Here is a 17,061-nt window from a genome sequence, read left to right as displayed (position 1 = left end):
CGCGCGGAAAAGTAACCGGGATTGAAGCAACCGGACGAAGTAGCCCGGAGAAATAACCGCAGCTGAAGTAACCGCAGCTGAAGCAGCCGATGCTGGAGAAACCGGAGCGTAGCCAGGCAGTAGCCAGAGCCGGATCAGGGCTCAGAAACCAAAATTTCGCTGACCGTAACCGATCCTTCAAGCACCAGCCGGACCACCGCGGGCATCTCATCGAAACGCCCGGGAAGAGGAATCTCCAGGTCCCCCGCGTGGCCAGCCGCAACAGATACAGCACCCCAGTCATGCCAGGTCCCAGCCGCTCCGGGTACCTGAATCCGCAGCGCACCACCTGCACGCCGCACAACTCGCACCGATACCGACGCCGGCGCTGAGCCACCCCATCCGCGATACGTCAGAGTTGCCCGCAAAAGCGCGGAATCGGCGACGGTCACGGCAGTCCCCTGTAGCGGCGACTCCGGCACCAGCAGGGCATTGACGGACTCATCGAACAGCTCCGCCCGGATCCAGGAGCCACGCGTCCGCGCAGGACTACCCGATCCACCCACCTCGAGGGCAACCGCAAGCGGCAAATCTTCCGCGGAACGGCCAATTAGCAGGGCATAGCTTCCCGGCTCCACCAGCATTCGCCCCGCAGCCGGGCTGAAGACTGCAAGTTTCTCCTCGGCCACCGGGATCGAAACGACGGTCCGCTCCCCCGGCTTCAGCGACACTCGTGCATGAGCAATCAGCCGCCGCCGCGGGTAGCCGGGCAGGTCCGATGTGCCATACACCTGCACCACTTCATGCGCCGCCCGCCCACCGGCATTCCGCACGGACACCGCAAGCACGCCGTCACCATACGAAGCCGACTCGTACTCCACCGCCGCATACCCCAGCCCATGCCCCAGCGGATAGAGAGGTTCAGCAGTGCTGTAGGAATAGGTGGACCGGGAGCCGATGATGTCGTAGTCGAGGATGTCCGCGAGGTCTGCATCGCGCGCCCACCAGGTCTGCGGCAGCCGCCCGGAAGGCTCATGGTCACCGCTCAGCACGTCCGCCACACCGCGCCCGAGCTCCTGCCCTCCGTGACAAGACCACACGATTGCCGGCACCTCCGCCAGCTCGCCAAGTGCATACGGGTAGGACGAGACGATCACCAGCACGGTTCGCGGATTCGCCTCCCGCACCACCCGGATCAGCTCCTGTTCGCTCTGCGGCAGGTCAAGCGTGGTTCGGTCGATCGTCTCCCGCCCGCCCAGATGCGGATCATTACCGACAACGACGACGGCGACATCCGCCGACGCCGCAGCCTTGCGTGCCGCTTCGGTACCGGACCGGAGGGTCCGCAGAGTGAAGCGGTCGGCGTCCTGCTCGGATCCTGTAACGAGAACGGCGCTACCCGTTCCTTCCTCTACCCGAACCCATTTCCCGGACCCGACGTGCCGCAGGGCGACCGAGCCGTCAACCGAGGGGTGCAGCGCGAACGTCTCTTGAACCACCCAACCGCCGACCCGCTCCGACGTTGCACGGAGGTACCCGCTCTCCCCCGATATGAAGCGTCCACTCACAGAGGAGCGCAGCGTGTACTCGCCGTTCCCCCAATTCTTGAGCACCAGAGATTCGGCCGGTCCCGGAGACCCCGTCGAAGCCGTCAAAGCCGCCGATCCATCCGGCACGCCTAAATACCGGTTGGTGCGGGTACTCCGAAGCGCAACGAGGTCCACACCTTCCTCTGCGACGACGCTTCCGTACCGCTCCTCGATGCCGGCCGCGATACTCACGGGATTCACGAGTGTTCCGCTGTACCAGTCGCTGAGCACGTGGGACCCTAGGGATCCAATGACGGCGATGGTTCCAGGCGCGTCGCCCAAGGGAAGGACCGGCCCCGCATGAACTGAGGCGTCAACCGAGACATCAACTGACGCATCAACCGGGGCATTGCGGAGAACCACTACGGACTTCCGAGCCGCCTCCCGGGCAAGGGCAGCGTGCTCGGGAGTCAGAAGCTCATCCGCAGGGATCGACCCATACACGCCGCCGTCGTACTCGAACTCGCCCGTACGTTCACGCAGCGTGAGCAGGCGAAGGACCGCTGCATCGATATCCGCGACAGAGATGAGCCCGCGGTCCAGCGCCTCCTCAAGGTAGGCAATGGACGGCGCGGAGTCGTCGCCGTCGTCCGTGAAACTGTCGACGCCGGCACGCAGGGCAGCTGCGTAGGCAGAAGCGCCGTCGTCGAAATACTTCTCCGCCGAGAACAGGGAGGACGGTGCGCCGGCGTCCGTCACGACAGCGAGTGAGTCGCCATTGCGCCACGTGCGCAGGTGTTCGGCCACCAGATCGGAGACGTGTGCGGGCCGCCCGTTGACCAGGTTGTAGGACAGCATGACCGCGCCCGCGGCACCCGATTCGATGGGCTGTCGGTAGGCGGGCAGTTCGTATTCATGCAGGACGCGCGGCGGCAGCTGGCTGGAAGTGACGTTCCGGTCGCGCTCGTTGTTGTAGCCGAGGAAGTGCTTCAGCGTGGGGACGGTCAGCCACTGCTCGGCGGAATCACCCTTCAGCCCTTCACAGTAGGCCGTGGCCAGCGAAGCGGTGAGCCCGGAATCCTCCGAAAAACCCTCCTCATTCCGGCCCCACAGCGGGTGCCGGAGCGGATTGACCACGGGCGCCCAGACGTTCAGGCTCACGGTCGGATCGGCGGCCTTCTTTGCCCGCATCTCGACGCCGACCGCCCGCCCAACCCGCCGCAGCAGGTCCTCGTCCCAGGTGGCTGCGAGGCCGACGGTCTGCGGAAAAACCGTCGCATCACCGAGCCAGGCGACGCCGTGCGCTGCCTCCGCGCCCGTGTGGAAGTAGGCCAGACCGGCGTCGGGAACGGCGGGCGAATGCTGGTGAAGCAGCGAAATCTTCTGAGCCTGGGACAGTGTGGCGAGTATGCCCTGCGCGGTGCGGATGGCCAGACGGGTTTCGGTCACGAAGGAGTTCCGATCACTGGGAGGATTGTTTAAGCGCTTGCACAGCGCTTCTCGACCACCATGCTGACAGCAACCGCTGTGATACGCAACACAATTTCCTCTTGTCTCGAGACGGAAGATGCCCTACGGTTGGATCAATCGAAGCGCTTCGACTGATTCAGCCCAGCCGACGCGCCACCAATTCGCATTGCAAACCACCACAGCGCCCCATTGGCGCGCCTGGACACGAAGGAGTGCACCATGCCAAACCATTCCCACGGCTTCAACCCGGTTACTGAAAGCCGCAAGCCCCTGGGCCGCCGGTCTTTCCTCGGCCTGCTGGGCGGAGCCGCCTTCCTCGCCGCCTCCCCCACACTGCTGACCGCGTGCAGCACAAGCGCATCCGTTCCACAGGCGACGACGGCCGGCGGGCTGGCGGACGCCGTCGCCAAGCTTGTGCCCAAGTACATCCCGATGAACCTGGTTCAGCCCGACATTCCGGGCGTCAACGGGTCCACGCCGGGCTTCACGACCATCCCCACCAAACTGGTCAAGTCCGTTCCGAAGCCTCCCGGAAGCGGCGGCGCCTACACGGCAATGTCGCCCGCGTGGTGGGCCATTCCCCGCGGCCTGCCGGATAACGCGTACTACCAGGCGGTGAACGAGCGCCTCGGCGCCACCGTCGAATTCCAGGCCAATGACGGCAATACCTACGGCGACAAGATCCAGACCGTCCTCGCCTCACCGCGCGACGTTCCCGACTGGGTGGTCATCCCGTCCTGGAACATCCCGCCGCGTTTCGGGCAGGCAGCCAAGGGCCTGTTCACGGACCTTTCCCCCTATCTTGCGGGTGACAAGGTCGAGAAGTACCCCAACCTGGCCAACATTCCGACGGCGGCGTGGAAGTACAGCTGCTTCGAGGGCGGCCTCTACGGACTGCCCATGCCCACCCCACTGGTCAATGATGCGTTCTTCTACCGCACGGACCTGTTCGAGGAAATGGGCCTCGAACAGCCGAAGACAGCAGATGAGTACATCGCCATCGCCAAGGAGATCACCGACCCTTCGAAGAACCGCTGGGGTTCCGAGGACGTCTGGAACGGTGCCCAGCTGATGCACGGGGTCGTTCCCAAATGGAAGCTCGTGGACGGCACGCTGGTGAACAAGTTCGAGACAGAGGAATACCGCGCCGCCCTGGAGTGGATCATCAAGCTCTTCAAGTCCGGAGCCGTCCACCCCGACGCCGTTGCGGGCAACGCCCAGCAGGCAAAGCCGCGCTTCGAATCCGGCGCCACGCTGATGACGGTCGACGGCGTCGGCGGCTGGCACGAGGCACTCGGCCGCGTGCTGCCCACCAACCCTGACTTCAACATGCAGCCCATGGACTTCTTCGCGCCCGACGGCGGTGATCCGGTCCTCTTCAGCGGCCAGCCCGCCGGAATCTTCAGTTTCATCAAGAAGACCGACGACCCGGCCAGGGTTGAAGAACTGCTGGCACTGGCAAACTTCATGGCCGCACCGTTCGGCACTGAGGAGAACCTCCTCATCACCAGCGGGGTCGAGGGCAAACACTTCGAGCGCGATGACCAGAACATCCCGCAGATGACTGACCTCGGGCGCGCGGAAGTCACGAGCACGTACCAGTTCCTGGTGAGCCCGCCCACAGTCAACTCGCAGGTCCAGTACCCCGGTTTCGTCCAGGCCAAGACGGAGTGGGAGGCACGCCAGGCCCCCTTCGTCCAGGAAGACGTCTTCTTCGGCATGCAGATCCAGGAGCCGCCGCAGTACGGCTCCCTCGGCGCACCGTTCGACGACCTCGCCAAGGACATCGCCCGCGGCCGCAAGAGCCTGAAGGACCTCGATTCAGAGATCGCCACCTGGAAGCAGAACGGCGGCGAAAAGCTCCGCGAGTTTTACGCCGGCTTCCTGACCGCGTAAGCACGGCCATGACCACCACAGAGTCCATCCGCCGCGCCCAGCTGGCTGCACACAAGCACGACGACATCGCAAGCCCGCCTGCCCCGCCGCCGGTCCGGCGCAAGCAGGGTCTGAAAGCCCGGTTCCGCCGTGACCGTTCGCTGGTCCTGATGGCGCTTCCCGTCGTCGTGCTCCTGGTTGTTTTCGCCTACATCCCGTTGCTCGGCAACGTGGTCGCCTTCCAGAGCTACTCGCCGTTCATCGGCATCCCGGCCAGCCCCTGGGTAGGCCTGGAGAACTTCGCGCGGGTTTTCGGTGATCCCAACTTCTGGAACGCCGTGCGCAACACCCTGGTGATTACGGGATTCCAGCTCGTGTTCTTCTTCCCCGTTCCGATCGCGCTGGCTCTCCTGCTCAACTCCCTGCTTCGGCCGGCGATGCGCGCCACGATCCAGGCGATCGTCTACCTCCCGCACTTCTTTTCGTGGGTACTCGTGGTGTCGGTCTTCCAGCAGCTGCTGGGCGGCGCCGGGCTCCTGAGCCAGATGCTCCGCGCCAACGGGTGGAGCGGCATGGACATCATGACCAACCCGGACACGTTCCTGTTCCTCATCACGTCGCAGGCCGTCTGGAAGGACGCCGGGTGGGGAATCATCGTCTTCCTCGCTGCCCTGGCTGCCATCGATCCGGAACAGTACGAGGCCGCCGCCGTCGACGGTGCCAACCGGTGGCGCCGCATGTGGCACGTGACGCTCCCCGGGCTTCGGTCGGTCATCGTCCTGCTGCTCATCCTCCGGCTCGGCGATGCGCTGACCGTCGGGTTCGAGCAGATGATCCTGCAGCGCGACGCCGTGGGCGCCGAGGCTGCCGAGGTGCTGGACACCTTCGTCTACTACACCGGCATCCAGAACGGCGACTGGAGCTACGCAGCTGCCGCCGGGCTCATCAAGGGCGTCATCTCGCTCGGGCTCATTCTCGCCGCCAACAAGGTGGCCCATCTCTTCGGTGAAAACGGGGTGTACTCCAAGTCATGACAACAATCATCAAGCCGGCCCGGCCCCGCCGCACAGGCCCTTCACGACCGGCCTGGGAAGAAGAACCGGGACTTGCAGCGAAGGCAGGCAAAGCCGTGCTGCTGTGCCTCGTGGTGCTCGCAGTCCTCGGCCCCCTCTACACCATCCTGCTCACCAGCGTCTCGTCTCAGGGCACCATCACCCAGGCGGGCGGCCTCGTCCTCATCCCGGGTGAATTCTCGCTCGATGCGTACCGCCAGATCCTGAACGGCGGAGTGGTGACCCGTGCCGTGCTGGTCAGTGTCGGCGTCACCGTCACCGGAACGCTGCTCAGTATGGTGGTGTCGATCCTGTGCGCCTACGGACTCTCACGGCCGGGCTCCTTCGCCCATACGCCGATACTGTTCACCCTGCTGATCACGATGTTCTTCAGCGCCGGGATGATCCCGTCCTACCTGCTGGTTTCCGGCCTCGGCCTCATCAACTCCTACTGGGCGCTGATTCTGCCGAGTGCAGTCTCGGTCTTCAACATCATCATCCTGCGCGGATTCTTCATGGGCATCGACCGCGGAATCCTGGACAGCGCACGGATCGACGGCGCCAGCGAGTGGCGCATTCTCGGCCAGATCGTGCTCCCGATGTCCAAGGCGGTGACGGCCGTGATCGCGCTGTTCTACGGCGTCGGCTACTGGAACGCCTTCTTCAACGCGGTGCTCTACATCAATGACAGCTCCAAGAACCCGCTGCAGGTGGTCCTGCGCTCCTACGTACTGCAGGGTGTCTCAGTGCCGGGCCAGATCGACGTCGGCCAGGGCGTGGCGCCCTCGCTCGCTCTGCAGATGGCGGTCATCGTGATCGCCATGGTGCCGATCCTGATGGTCTACCCGTTCGTGCAGAAGCACTTCACCAAGGGCGTCATGATCGGCGCGGTGAAGGGATGACGGCAGTCCCCAGCTCAGCGCGTACTCGACGTCTCCCGCTGCACCAGCTTCGGAACGATCAGCCGCACCTCCACCGGTTTGTCCGAGTTGAGCCGGTCCATGACCATCTCCACCGCGGCGCGGCCAATGTCATGTGCGGGAATGGAGACAGCGGTCCACGGCCTGGCAGCGGCGAGCGCCACGTCCTCGGGCGCGATCACCACCACAGAGATGTCCTCGGGAATGCGCAGCCCGCGGGTGCCCAGTGCCTCGTGGAGCAGCGGAAGCAGCCCCTCGTTATGCACCACGAGGGCAGTCACGCCGGGGGCGCCGTCGTCGTCGAGCACTGCATTGAGCGCCTCGGTGAGGGCCGGCATGGATGCCTCACAGGCACGCAGCGTGGAGCTGACACCGGCGGCATCGCAGGCCTCGGTGAAGCCCTTGCGGGCTCGATCGGCGTAGGTGGCGTGACGTTCGAGGGACGCCTGGGGGGATCCGATGAAGCCGATACTGCGGTGGTTCAGGTCCACCAGATGCCGCACCGCGGTGCGGGAGGCGGCCGCAAAATCAAAGTCGACGCAGCTGAGCCCCTGCGGATCATCCGGCAGACCGATCAGGACGGCCGGCTTGCGCAGCTTGGCAAGCAGCGGAATACGGGGATCACGCGCTTCGATGTCCATCATCAGAAGCCCATCCACCATGGATTGCGATGTGACGCGCTCCAACCCGCCGGCGTCGTCCTGGGTCAGGAGGAGAACGTCCTGGTTATAGGTGCGAGCGGTGGTGACCACGGCTGCGACGAACTGCATGACCACGCTGACATTCACGTCCGCACGCAGCGGCGCCATCAGGCCCAGCACGTTGGATCGATTGGACGCGAGCGCTCGCGCGCCGGAATGCGGACTGTAGTTCAGCTTCCGGATGGCGTCCTGGACGGCCAGCCTCGTCTCGTCGGAAATGGTTCGCTTTCCGCTCAGCACGTACGAGACGGTGCTCAGCGATACCCCGGCTTCCCGGGCAACATCATTCATGGTGGCCACGGACTACATCCTAGCTTCGACAGCGTTCGATCACTGTCCATCCCGAAGTTCAACCCTCAGCCAGAGAAGCGCTTCGACACCCACACACTCCTCTCACGCACCACATCGAAGGAACAGCATGAAATTCACTGACGGTTACTGGATGTACCGCAAGGGCCTCACCGCCCTGCATCCGCGGGACATTTCCGACGCCGTGGCCACCGATTCCGGCCTCGAAATCTACGCGCCGACCCAGCGAATCAACGCCCGTGGAGACGCGCTGAACTGCCCGCAGCTGACGGTCACCTTCACATCGCCGCTGGAGGGCATCATCGGCGTGACCATCGAGCACTTCCAGGGCGCGCTCAATCCCAAGCCGCGGTTCGAACTGCAGGACGCGCACCCCGCCGTCGACGTGTCCGTCGGCGAAACGCACGCCACCCTGACCTCCGGTGCGCTCACCGCGTCCGTCAGTCTGAGCGGCGACTGGACGGTCGATTTCACAGGTGACGGAAAGCTGCTGACCAGTTCAGTGCCGCGGAGCGTCGGTTTCATTACCGACGACGCCGGCCGCTCCTTTGTGCACGAACAGCTCACCCTGGGCGTGGGCACCAATGTGTACGGGCTCGGCGAGCGCTTCGGAGCGTTCGTGAAGAACGGCCAGTCGGTGGACGTGTGGAACGAGGACGGCGGAACCTCCAGCGACCTCGCCTACAAGAACGTGCCGTTCTTCCTGACCAACTCCGGGTACGGGGTGTTCGTGAATCATCCCGAGCGGGTTTCGTTCGAGATCGGATCGGAGGTTGTCTCCCGTGCCCAGTTCAGCGTGGAGGGCCAAAAGCTCCAGTACTTCGTCATCTACGGGCCCTCCCCCAAGGACATCCTGCGCCGGTACACGGAACTGACCGGAAGGCCGGCGCGGATACCCGCGTGGTCCTACGGATTGTGGCTTTCCACCTCGTTCACCACGGATTACGACGAGGACACCGTCATGTCCTTCATCGACGGGATGGCGGAGCGAAATCTGCCGCTCTCCGTGTTCCACTTCGACTGCCACTGGATGCGCGCCTTCCACTGGAGCGACTTCGTTTGGGACCCGGCGACGTTCCCCGACCCGGAGGGCATGCTCCGGCGCCTGCACGAGCGCGGGCTCAAGGTGTGCGTGTGGATCAACCCGTACATTGCGCAGCGGTCCCATCTGTTCCGCGAGGGCCAGGAGCTTGGCTATCTGGTGCAGCGGGCCGACGGTTCGGTGTGGCAGTGGGACCTTTGGCAGGCAGGTATGGGGCTGGTGGACTTCACCAATCCCGACGCCGTCCTCTGGTACCAGGACAAGCTCCGCACGCTGCTCGGGCAGGGCGTCGACTCATTCAAGACCGACTTCGGCGAGCGCATCCCCACCGACGTCGTCTGGCATGACGGCTCCGACCCGCAGCGGATGCACAACTACTACACCCAGCTGTACAACGAAGCGGTGTTCCAGCTCCTCGAGAAGGAGTTGGGCGAGGGTGAAGCGGTCCTGTTCGCGAGGTCGGCAACCACCGGCGGCCAGAAGCTGCCCGTCCACTGGGGCGGGGACTGTGAATCGACCTTTGCCGCAATGTCCGAGTCCCTTCGCGGAGGACTTTCCCTGGCGTCCTCGGGCTTCGCCTTCTGGAGCCATGACATCGGCGGGTTCGAGGGCACGCCGGAGCCGGAGATGTTCAAGCGCTGGATCGCTTTCGGCCTGCTGTCATCGCACTCGCGTCTGCACGGGTCCAACTCCTACCGGGTGCCGTGGCTGGTGGACGAAGAGTCCGTCGATGTGCTGCGCCACTTCACCGAGTTGAAGATGAGCCTGATGCCGTACCTGGCCGGCGCGGCTGAGGAAGCGTATGCCTCCGGGACCCCGGTGATGCGTCCCATGTTCCTGGAGTTTCCCGGCGATCCCGGGTGCGCGCATCTGGACAGGCAGTACATGCTCGGCGGCAACCTGCTGGTTGCACCGGTCCTTGAGCCAGGCGGCGAGCATTCCTTCTACCTTCCGGAGGGAACGTGGACGCATCTCGAGTCCGGTGACACCCTTGACGGCCCCCGCTGGCACACCCGGTCCTTCTCCGTGATGGAAGCGCCGGTCTTTGTCCGGCCCGGAACTGTCCTGCCGATGGGCACCGTTTCGAACCGGCCGGATTACGACTGGGCAGCGAACGTCGAGTTCAGCGCCTTCGCAGTCGAGGAGGGGCATCGCGCCAAGGTGCGCGTGCCCTCCCCCGACGGTTCATCGACAACGTACGAGGTGACCGCCGCGCAGGGTGAGGTGAGCGCCGTCGTCGTTGGTTAGATAGTAGTTCCTTGGATAAGTGGGCGGGCGGTCCCTGGTCGAGCCGCCCGCTCACGCACCCGGCTACTTCTTGATCGCCACGGACTCCGCCATGAACTCGGCGACCACCTGCTGGGAGATCGCGACGTCGAGGACGAACACGCCGTCGTCGCCGGTTGCCAACCAGGCTGTGAGTTCTTTCAGGTCGGCTAGCGTGTGCGCCTTGGCGCCCTTGGCACCGAGGGCACACCCGACGGCGGCAAAATCCACTTCGTCGATAAGCATCGCCTGGTTGTGCAAGCCTTTGGCGGCATACTGGTGCAGCTCGGCGCCGTAGGCGGAGTCGTTCAGGACGATCAGCACGCCGCGGCGGGTGGCGCGGAGGAAGGTCTCGAAGTCCGCCAGGCCCATGAGGCCGCCGCCGTCGCCGCTGACCAGAACGGTGGTGCGGTCCGGTCGTGCCACCGAGACTCCCGCAGCGGACCCGAAACCCATGCCGATGGACTGGAACGCTGTGCCGACGAGGATCATGGCATGCGGATCGGGTACGGATAGGTACATCGGCGCCCACCCGATGAAATGCCCGCCGTCCATGACCACCGAGCGCTCGGCCGGGAGGATGTCCTCCAGCGCAGCGACCACGGCCCGGGGGTTGAGACGGCCGTCGGGCCCGAACTCGACGGGGTCTTCGATGGGATGGGAGGAACGGAACTCCGCCTCGGCGACCTCGGGGATCTCCTGGCGCCAGGTGCTTGCAGGCGGTTCCACGCGCTTGAGCAACCCGTCGAGGAAAGGACGGATGTCGGAGCGGATATAGTCCACGACGATTGGATGCTTCTCATCGGGCTCGTTGTCCACCCGGATGATGCGGGTGCCCTCTGGGAACAGGGTTCCGTAGCGCGTCTGGAAGATGTTCATGCTGGCGCCGACCACCAGAACGACGTCGGCCTGCCGGGCCACTTCGAGACGGTGACGGCGAGTGAAGCCTCCGGCGACTCCCAGGTCCCACTCGCTGTCGAAGGCGTTGATCGCCATGACGGAGGTCATGAAGAGGGCGCCGAGCCGGTCGCCGATTTCCTTGAGCGGCGCCGCGGCGTCGGCGAGAACCACCCCCCGTCCGGCAATTACGACCGGCCGCTTGGCCGAGGCGAGCAGATCGGCCACCCGGTCAAGGTCCGTCTCCTCCGGCGGCCACACCGCCTTGCCGGGCAGCGGCTCGAGGGGCTCAGGATCGGTAAGCGGCGCCGTGGCGACGTCATACGGGATGGCGACGATGACGGGCTGCACCGTCTGGACCGCGAGATCAAAGGCGCGGTGGGTGATCTCGGCGGCGTTGCCGGGGTGGGCGACCAGGGTGGTTACCCCGACCGCTTCTGCTGCCTTCGTCTGATCGACATCGAAATTTCGCCGGCCGGCCGCCGGTGCATCTCCGACGACGAGGACCAGGGGGATGCGTGCGATACGTGCCTCGGCCAGGGTTGTATAGGCATTCGTGAAGCCTGCGCCGTACGTGGTGGTTGCTGCGGCCACTCCGCCGGTTGCCCGGTGATAGGCGTCTGCCATGGCAACGGTTGCGGATTCGTGCCGCGCGGACGTGAACGCGAAACCGCGTCGGGTGAGTCTGCTGATGAAGTGAGCATTGCCGTTGCCCATCAGCCCGAACAGGTGGCCGGCCCGCTCCGCCACCGCATCGGCCACGGCCGCCGACACATGGCCCTCGTCGGGAAGCATCCGGGCATTGCCTGGCTGGTCCTGGGGGCTGGCGCTCGTCATGGTTAAGTCCACTCCTTCGTGTTCGTCCTCACTAGGTTAGGTGCTCCCAGGCAGCGGGCCCGCATCGCGGCTAGCTGTCCAGGGAGTCGCGCATGCGCCGATCCAACGGATCCGCAGAGTGGGTGAGGTGATCAGTTCGGCGAGTGCGACGGCGTGATGTACGAACCAGCCGTGCCGAACGTTTGGACCATGAACGTCTCCTCGTACTTGCACCCGTCGGGTACATCCGAGAGCCGGCCCTCATCCAAAGAGGTGAACCCGCCACCGAGAGCCACCGGCACGTCCAGCGCCAACTGGTGGTCTTCGGATTGGATCAATAGTCCGTCACCCGACTCGAAGTGGCTTCCCTGCGGGAAAAGCATGCCAACTTCGTAGCCGTCGAGGGTACGGCCGGCAACGCAGCCATTCTCGTTGAGGAAGAGAGTCCCTTCAAACAGGGCCTGCATAACCGCATCACCAGGTCCGGTCCGCGACACCACCAGAAGTTCGCCGTCTGGACCGGACTCAGTGCCCGGCTTGGGCTGCGGTATCCAGCCGCAACCCGCCGTCAGCAGGACAGCCGCAACGGCGCCCGCTCGAACCCGTGTTCGCGACATGGATACAGCGTAGCCCCGCGGTGACCCTACGGATCCACAGGAAACCTACGCCTGACGCACCAGCGCGTACCCGAATGACTCCAGATGCACCTTGTCCACAGCCTCACCGCTCAGCAGATCTGTCCCCGACACCTCGATTGCGACGGCGTCAGCACCGTGGTTAATCAGCGTCACCACGTCGCCTCGCTGCGCTACCTCCACCATCTCGGGCAGCCCTTCGAGCACGGGCACGACGCCGGCGCTTGCAAACACGTGCGCACTCACGAGGCGTGCGCCGTCGTCGTCGGGCACGGTAGCGAGGTAGTAGGCGCGGCCCGCGCCGGCGGCACGGGACGTCAAAGCCGGGAGACCCTCAGTCCGCCCGCCGCTGAAGGAAGCGAGCACCTCGGCGTCGACGGCGGCGATCTCCTCCGCCAGGTACAGGCCGTCAAAGGTTTCAGAATCGAACGCGATAGGGGCGGTGCGCTGACCGGGACCGGCGGCGTGAGGGGGTACCAGTGCCCCGAATTCCTCCAGCGTGACACCAAGCACCGGACCCAACTGGGTGAGGTACCCGCCTTCGCGGAAGCGGTCATGCTCGTCGACAACGTCGCTGAACGCAGTGACCAGCAGGTGCCCGCCGTCCTCGACGAAGCCCGTAAGGTTCGCAGCCCCGTCTTCCTTAAGCAGGTACAGCTGCGGCGCGACGACTACGGCGTACTGCGCCAGATCGGAGGTCGATTGCACGAAGTCGACCTGCACATGCTGGCGGTGGATGGCGTTGTACCAGCGCTGCACGCACTCGACGTAGTCAAGGACAACCGGGTGGTCCGGGTTTTCGATGGCCCACCAGTTCTCCCAGTCGAAGACGATGGCCACGCAGGCGTCCTTCGAGCCCGCAGGCAGAGTGGGAAGAGACCCAAGCTCCTCGCCCAACTGAACGACCTCGCGCCACGTCCGTGTGGAGGTGCCGGCGTGCGGCAGCATCGCTGAGTGGAACTTCTCGGCGCCCGCACGGGACTGCCGCCACTGGAAGAAAAGGATACCGTCGGCACCGCGGCCGACGCTCTGCATGGACAGCGCCTGCATCTGCCCGGGGGCCTTCGGCGCGTTGGTGGGCCGCCAGTTAAGCGCGTTCGTGGACTGTTCCATGAGCAGCCACGGAGTATCCGGTTTGAACGAGCGGATCAGGTCGCGCTGGAAGGCCCCGGCGCGGAAGCTCTCGGCCTCGTTGGGGTCCGGGTAGCAGTCGTCCGAGATGACGTCCATCTCCGCGGCCCATTCCCAGTAATTGGCGGGCTTGAAGGCACCCATGAAATTCGTGGTGACGGGCTGGGTGGCTCCGGCGGCGCGGATGATGTCCCGCTCCATCCGGTAGCACTCGAGCAGCATGTCCGAGGTGAAGCGGCGGAAGTCGAGCAGCTGGCCGGGGTTGTGGCTATAGGGGGCCTTGCGCGGCGGGAAGATGTGGTCGAAGGACTCGTAGTGCTGCGCCCAGAACCAGGTGCCCCAAGCGGTGTTCAAGGCTTCAAGCGTGCCGTACTTCCGTTCCAGCCACACGCGGAACGCGTCGCGGGCGGAGTCGGAGTAGTCCAGGTTGAGGTGGCAGCCGTATTCGTTGTTAACGTGCCACAGGACTACCGCCGGATGGTCCACGTACCGCTCGGCGAGGCGCTGCACCAGTGCGGAGGCAAGGCGGCGGTACGACGGCGACGAGGGCGCGTAATGCTGCCGGCTGCCGTGCCAGTACGGTGCGCCGTTTTCGTCTGCGGCGAGGATGTCCGGGTAGGCGACCGTCATCCACGGCGGGGGCGATGCCGTCGCGGTTGCGAGGTCGACGGCGATACCGGCACCGTGCAGCAGATTGATTACGCGGTCAAGCCACTCGAAGTCGTGAACGTTCTCCGCGGGCTGGATGCGCGCCCACGCGAAGATGCCGAGGCTGACCATGGTGACCCCGGCTTCTTTCATCCGTTCAACGTCCTCGGGCCAAACGGATTCGGGCCACTGCTCAGGGTTGTAATCGCCGCCGTAGTGCACGGTGTTCCTTTCGGGAGTGTTTTGAATCTAGCGCTTGCGCTCGCGTTCCTTCACAACGAGCACAGCAAAAACAAGGCAGCCCATTCCGGGCACAATCAGCGGCGGCAGCTGCCACGTCACAATGACGGTCAGCGCCAGTGCGACGAGCAGCGGGACAATCGCGCCCGGGTCCGAGGCGAAAGCCTGCACCCCATCCCGCACCGCCTGCCACCAGCCCTTCTCGGGCGTCCAGCGGACCGCTGACTGCAGCAGCGCCAGCGCGAAGGCGGCCAGAGCCACCAGCCCGACGACGAACACCGCCTGCCAGCCGGGCAGCACCTGGGTGCCGGCAAGAAGGAGGTTGAAGAGCAGGACCAAGGCGAGCGCCGTCGTCGTTAATCCGACTACCCAACCAGTGCGGAGGGCGGACAGGAAGTCCGACCACCACCGGCCGAGCGTGGAACGCTCGGCCAGCAGGTAGCGGTGGAGGTGCCGATTGGAGGCTGCAATCGCCGCCGGCAGCGTGATCAGCAGCAGTCCGCCGGCGACAGTGAGAACCCCTATCCACAGCACTTCCGCGAACAGCGCGAACTTCCCCTCGGCACCCGGCCACTTGAGCTGGGTGCCGTCAGTATCGTTCTGCAGCTGACGCTGCTCACGCCGTTTGCGGACGCTGCGGGCTGTCATCCCTTGAGGCCCTGGGTGGCCACACCGGCCACGAGGAAGCGCTGGAAGATGATGAAGAACAGCATCACCGGCAGTAGTGCGAGAACGGAGATGGCCACGGTGGCACCATAGTCGGAACCGCTGGTTTGGTCATTGAACACTCGCAGTGCAAGCGGCAGCGGGTAGTTTTCCGGCGAGTTCAAGTACAGCAGCGGGCCGAGGAAGTCGTTCCAGCTCCAGATGAACGCGAAGATCGAGGAGGTGATGAGCGCCGGTTTGATCAGCGGAATGGTGATGGACCAGAAAATCCGCCAGTGACCACACCCGTCAATGCGTGCTGCTTCGTCGAGTTCCTTGGGCAGGTTGCGGATGAACTGCACCATCAGGAACACGAAGAATGCCTCGGTGGCCAGGAATTTGCCGACGAGCAGAGGGAGAAACGTGTCCACCATGCCGAGGTTCCGGAAAACGATGTACTGCGGGATGATCAGCACGTGGAACGGGAGCAGGAGCGTCCCGATCATCATGGTGAAGAACAGCGGCCGGCCCTTGAAGTCGAGGCGGGCAAAGGCATACGCAGCCATCGAAGACGAGATGACCGTACCGATCACCGCACCGATACCCAAAATCGTGGAGTTCCAGAAGAACCTCCAGGTCGGGATACCTGCGACGCCCTCCATGACCTTCACGAAGTTATCGAAGGTCGGGTTCTCGGGCAGGAAACTCTGGTTCGATCCGAATTCCGCGCTCGGTTTCAACGAAGCCGAGATCATCCACAGGAGCGGATAAAGCACGACTGCGGTCAGCAGCACGATGCCGATGATCCAGGCCACCGTAGCCGCCGTCTTTCGCCGGGGTTGGCGGCGCTTTCGAGTCGGCTGGACCGGCGGTACCGCGGTGGGGTTTGTTTCGATCGTGGTCACTTTGAGTCACCTCCGTAGTGCACCCAGCTCTTGGAGGTGCGGAAAAGGATGAACGCGAGGATGCCGACGGCGATCAAGAGAACCCAAGCCATCGCCGAGGCGTAACCCATCTGGTTGTTCGTGAACGCGCGGGTGTAGAGGTAGACGGTGTAGAAGTTGGTGGCGCCGGCAGGTCCGCCGGTTCCTGAGCCGATGATGTAGGCCGAGGCGAAGATCTGGAACGCGCCGATCATTTCAAGCAGCAGATTGAAGAAGATCACCGGCGAAAGCATGGGGAGCGTAACGCTGATGAACTTGCGCCATGCTCTAGCACCGTCAACGGACGCCGCTTCATAAAGCTCGGTGGGGACCTGCTTCAAACCTGCCAGGAAGATGACCATAGGTGCACCAAACTGCCAGACGGCCAGCAGGATCATCATCGGCATGATGAGGGCCGGCACACCGACCCAGCCGCCGAGGTTGATGCCGAACAGGCTCAGTCCGCTGTCGACCGGACCGTCGGCGGAGAACATTGCCCGCCAGACGATAGCGATTGAAACGGAGGCACCGATGAGGCTTGGTGCGTAGAAGGCGGAGCGGAAGAAACCGGTGCCCCGCGACTTGAAGTTGAGCAGCATGGCCACGCCGAGAGCGGCCGCCAGTTTGATGGGGGTTCCGACGAGGACGTAAATCAGCGTGATCTGTACGGAACTCCAGAAGACGGTGTCGCCTGCCATGCGTTCGAAGTTAGCTAACCCCGACCACTCGGGGGCCGTGAAGAGGTTGTAGTCCGTGAAGGCCAAGTAGAGCGAATACAGCATGGGCCCCAGGGTGAGTGCCAAGAGCCCAAGCAGCCATGGGGAGAGGAAAGCGTAACCGGCGAGCGTGTCCCTGCTGCGTTTGCGCTTGGGCTGCCCACCCGTCCGGCGGTTGCCCGCCGGACGGGTGCCGGGTTCGGCGGTAGTGCGGGTTTGTGTTGGCGCGTGCGCCGATCCCGTGGTCATGAACTGCTCCTAATAAGT

General features: G+C 64.6%; 12 protein-coding genes. 4 read left to right on the top strand and 8 right to left on the bottom strand.

Going from position 1 to position 17,061, the window contains the following annotated elements:
* Positions 1-134: 134 nt before the first annotated feature.
* A complete protein-coding gene (locus tag Q0877_RS07895) occupies positions 135-2,957 on the bottom strand; it encodes a glycoside hydrolase family 3 C-terminal domain-containing protein (protein WP_299166849.1) in 2,823 nt (940 codons plus the stop codon).
* Positions 2,958-3,197: 240 nt separating this feature from the next.
* Here Q0877_RS07895 and Q0877_RS07890 point away from each other — a divergent pair, with 240 nt between their 5' ends.
* Genes Q0877_RS07890 through Q0877_RS07880 form a run of 3 tightly spaced genes read left to right on the top strand, consistent with a single transcriptional unit; the run spans position 3,198 to position 6,807 of the window.
* Positions 3,198-4,874 (top strand): extracellular solute-binding protein, encoded by a 1,677-nt coding sequence (locus Q0877_RS07890; RefSeq protein ID WP_299166848.1) that lies wholly within the window; start codon positions 3,198-3,200, stop codon positions 4,872-4,874.
* An 8-nt stretch (positions 4,875-4,882) separates the two neighbouring features.
* The gene (locus tag Q0877_RS07885; protein WP_299166847.1) at positions 4,883-5,887 is read left to right on the top strand and encodes a sugar ABC transporter permease; all 1,005 of its coding nucleotides are present in this window, start codon (positions 4,883-4,885) and stop codon (positions 5,885-5,887) included.
* Positions 5,884-6,807: a carbohydrate ABC transporter permease gene (locus tag Q0877_RS07880; protein WP_299166846.1), complete on the top strand. Its 924-nt coding sequence runs from the start codon at positions 5,884-5,886 to the stop codon at positions 6,805-6,807. The genes Q0877_RS07885 and Q0877_RS07880 overlap by 4 nt, the downstream gene beginning before the upstream one ends.
* Before the next feature lie 14 nt (positions 6,808-6,821).
* Here Q0877_RS07880 and Q0877_RS07875 read toward each other — a convergent pair whose 3' ends face one another.
* Positions 6,822-7,817 carry a LacI family DNA-binding transcriptional regulator gene (locus Q0877_RS07875; RefSeq protein WP_367182156.1) on the bottom strand — a complete coding sequence of 332 codons (996 nt, stop codon included), beginning with the start codon at positions 7,815-7,817 and terminating at the stop codon, positions 6,822-6,824.
* A 127-nt stretch (positions 7,818-7,944) separates the two neighbouring features.
* On the opposite strand from Q0877_RS07875, the gene yicI reads away from it, so the two are divergent.
* A complete protein-coding gene (yicI, locus tag Q0877_RS07870; RefSeq protein ID WP_299166844.1) occupies positions 7,945-10,125 on the top strand; it encodes an alpha-xylosidase in 2,181 nt (726 codons plus the stop codon).
* A 63-nt stretch (positions 10,126-10,188) separates the two neighbouring features.
* Here the strand turns inward: yicI and Q0877_RS07865 are convergent, their stop codons facing one another.
* The 6 genes from Q0877_RS07865 to Q0877_RS07840 form a co-directional block, all read right to left on the bottom strand.
* A complete protein-coding gene (locus tag Q0877_RS07865) occupies positions 10,189-11,877 on the bottom strand; it encodes a thiamine pyrophosphate-binding protein (protein ID WP_299166843.1) in 1,689 nt (562 codons plus the stop codon).
* Between the two features lie 131 nt (positions 11,878-12,008).
* Positions 12,009-12,473 (bottom strand): hypothetical protein, encoded by a 465-nt coding sequence (locus Q0877_RS07860; RefSeq protein ID WP_299166842.1) that lies wholly within the window; start codon positions 12,471-12,473, stop codon positions 12,009-12,011.
* Between the two features lie 45 nt (positions 12,474-12,518).
* The gene (locus Q0877_RS07855; RefSeq protein ID WP_299166841.1) at positions 12,519-14,492 is read right to left on the bottom strand and encodes a beta-galactosidase; all 1,974 of its coding nucleotides are present in this window, start codon (positions 14,490-14,492) and stop codon (positions 12,519-12,521) included.
* Positions 14,493-14,519: 27 nt separating this feature from the next.
* Positions 14,520-15,158, bottom strand: a complete 639-nt coding sequence (locus tag Q0877_RS07850; RefSeq protein ID WP_299166840.1) for a hypothetical protein — start codon at positions 15,156-15,158, stop codon at positions 14,520-14,522.
* Positions 15,155-16,060, bottom strand: a complete 906-nt coding sequence (locus tag Q0877_RS07845; protein ID WP_299166839.1) for a carbohydrate ABC transporter permease — start codon at positions 16,058-16,060, stop codon at positions 15,155-15,157. The genes Q0877_RS07850 and Q0877_RS07845 overlap by 4 nt, the downstream gene beginning before the upstream one ends.
* A complete protein-coding gene (locus Q0877_RS07840) occupies positions 16,057-17,043 on the bottom strand; it encodes a carbohydrate ABC transporter permease (protein WP_299166838.1) in 987 nt (328 codons plus the stop codon). The genes Q0877_RS07845 and Q0877_RS07840 overlap by 4 nt, the downstream gene beginning before the upstream one ends.
* Positions 17,044-17,061: the final 18 nt, after the last annotated feature.

The sequence above is a fragment of the uncultured Arthrobacter sp. genome (assembly GCF_947495145.1).
Lineage (GTDB): Bacteria > Actinomycetota > Actinomycetes > Actinomycetales > Micrococcaceae > Arthrobacter_D.
Note: the sequence above shows the minus strand (reverse complement) of the source record. Positions and strands in the feature narration are given on the sequence as shown.